Source organism: Aliivibrio sp. 1S128, assembly GCF_001691065.1.
In the GTDB taxonomy this organism is placed as follows: Bacteria; Pseudomonadota; Gammaproteobacteria; order Enterobacterales; family Vibrionaceae; genus Aliivibrio.
This window is the reverse complement of sequence record NZ_MAJV01000160.1, coordinates 1-1,996: the sequence shown is the minus strand read 5'-3', so window position 1 is coordinate 1,996 and position 1,996 is coordinate 1. Positions and strand designations below refer to the sequence as shown.

General features: G+C 37.0%; 3 protein-coding genes. All 3 read right to left on the bottom strand.

Translation table 11 applies throughout. From position 1 onward, the window contains the following. Positions 1 to 152: 152 nt before the first annotated feature. Complete coding sequence (locus tag A6E03_RS18375; protein WP_065601481.1) at positions 153 to 617, bottom strand: ASCH domain-containing protein; 465 nt, start codon at positions 615 to 617, stop codon at positions 153 to 155. Between the two features lie 124 nt (positions 618 to 741). Further along, complete coding sequence (locus A6E03_RS18370) at positions 742 to 1,245, bottom strand: GNAT family N-acetyltransferase (RefSeq protein ID WP_065601480.1); 504 nt, start codon at positions 1,243 to 1,245, stop codon at positions 742 to 744. Positions 1,246 to 1,398: 153 nt separating this feature from the next. After that, positions 1,399 to 1,809: a VOC family protein gene (locus A6E03_RS18365; RefSeq protein ID WP_065601479.1), complete on the bottom strand. Its 411-nt coding sequence runs from the start codon at positions 1,807 to 1,809 to the stop codon at positions 1,399 to 1,401. Between the last annotated feature and the right edge of the window lie 187 nt (positions 1,810 to 1,996).

Below are 1,996 nucleotides of genomic sequence, written 5' to 3'. Positions count from 1 at the left end.
CAAAAAATTTCGGACTCAGTACGCACAACGCCTGCATAACACGTTTATTACTACGACGACTTAGCTGAATTTTACTGCCTTAAACACCTAAACCAAAGACAAACCTACAACGCCGAATGTAATAAATCGTGTTGATTGCTTTGTTATATTGCCTATTGATAAACGACATGAAATCGTTCCAATACAAGAACCATGTCCTCACTAGGCTCAATATTTAACTCTGAACATTCAGCAGCAAAGAAACGCCAATGAGCTTCACGCCACCATTTTAATGAACGGTCGCCCTCGCCTTCTGCATGAGCAAAATCAGCCGTAACTTCGTTATATTTACACGTTTCAACTGAATCAATTTCAATGATACAAATTGGTTTCCCATTCCAATCAACGACCACTTGTAAATGACCAACGGTTGGCATTGGTTCTTCACCAGATTCATACCAAATATTTAAACTACAAGTTGCTGTCTTTTGACCAATTCGGATTAATTCCGCACATAAATTGGCATTATGCTCATCAGCACAGAAATAGTCTGAACTGAATGATTGATACTTTTCACGCTCAATTTCAGAAAGTGAGCTTAGATACTGATTCAAGTAGATTTGAGACTGTTCTTCCATGAAATCCTCTTAACTATTTTCGCAATATAACGCCTGCATAACACGTGCGAACGACTGACTTACCAAACCAATTATACTCTAAACCGCGAATGCCGAGTGTAATAGCATCGTGTTGATTGCTTTGTTATACGAATTGCTCAACAGATAGAGTGACTAACTTCTCATCATTATAAATGACTACTGAATCATCAATTTCCATTCCTAATTTTTCTAGGATTTTAATTGAGGGGATATTATCTTTTACTGCCACACCATATATCTTCTTATGATTACCCAACCCAAATGTAAACCTCAAAACAGCATTAGCCGCTTCATATGCATAACCCTTTCCTTGAGCGTTTTGCATAAAGCCATATCGAATATCACTACATTCAACATTTGGCGAGGTTTCTACACCAACATAGCCAAGTTTAACCTCTGGATTAACTTTTGAATAAACAATAAAAGAGCCAAAACCCTGCTTCCAGTGTTCAATTCTTTTAGCTACATGCTGAAAGATTTCATCATCATTATAAGGTGCAGATTTTGGAAGATATTGGCTCATCAACGGGCAAGACATGATTTGCTTATAGATATCAATATCCTCAATCATTACTGGTTTTAGTATTAGCCGTTCTGTTTCGATCATCCTTGTATCCACCTTATTCGTATAACGCCTGCATAACACGTTTGCTACTATGCAGATTAAGCCCAAATTTACCACTTAATACGGTAAACTCAAAGAAACCTAGAATGCCGAATGTAGCAAATCGTGTTGATGCATTTGTTATATGCTACAGACTTAGTTAGCTTGATTTAACTGCAATAAGTCCCATTTTGTACCGTATAAGTCTTTAAATACAACAACTGTGCCGTATTCTTCAACACGTGGCTCTTCAGTAAATTCGACACCTTGAGCTTTCATAAACTCATAGTCACGCCAGAAATCATTAGTTTGAAGAAATAAGAAAACACGACCGCCAGCTTGATTGCCAACTGATTTTAATTGGTCATCATTACTTGCTTGAGCCAATAGTAAATTTGTACCCGTTGAATTAGGTGGAGATATTTGAACCCAACGTTTACCACCGCCTAAATCCGTATCTTCGATAAGCTCAAATTGAAGTTTTTTAGTATAAAATTCAATTGCATCATCATAATTTTCAACAACTAAGGCGATGTTACCAATTCTTTGTTCGATGGGCTTATTCATTTGTGGCTCACTACAGTTCAAAAATAGAATTCTACCCTATTTAGCTCATAAACTCATTTTTGCATATAACGCCGGCATAACACGTTTATTACCATGCAAACTAATCTGAATTAACCGCCTTAATCACGAAACTAAAGGCAAACCCAGAACGCCGAATGTAATAAATCGTGTTGATGCGATTGTTGTG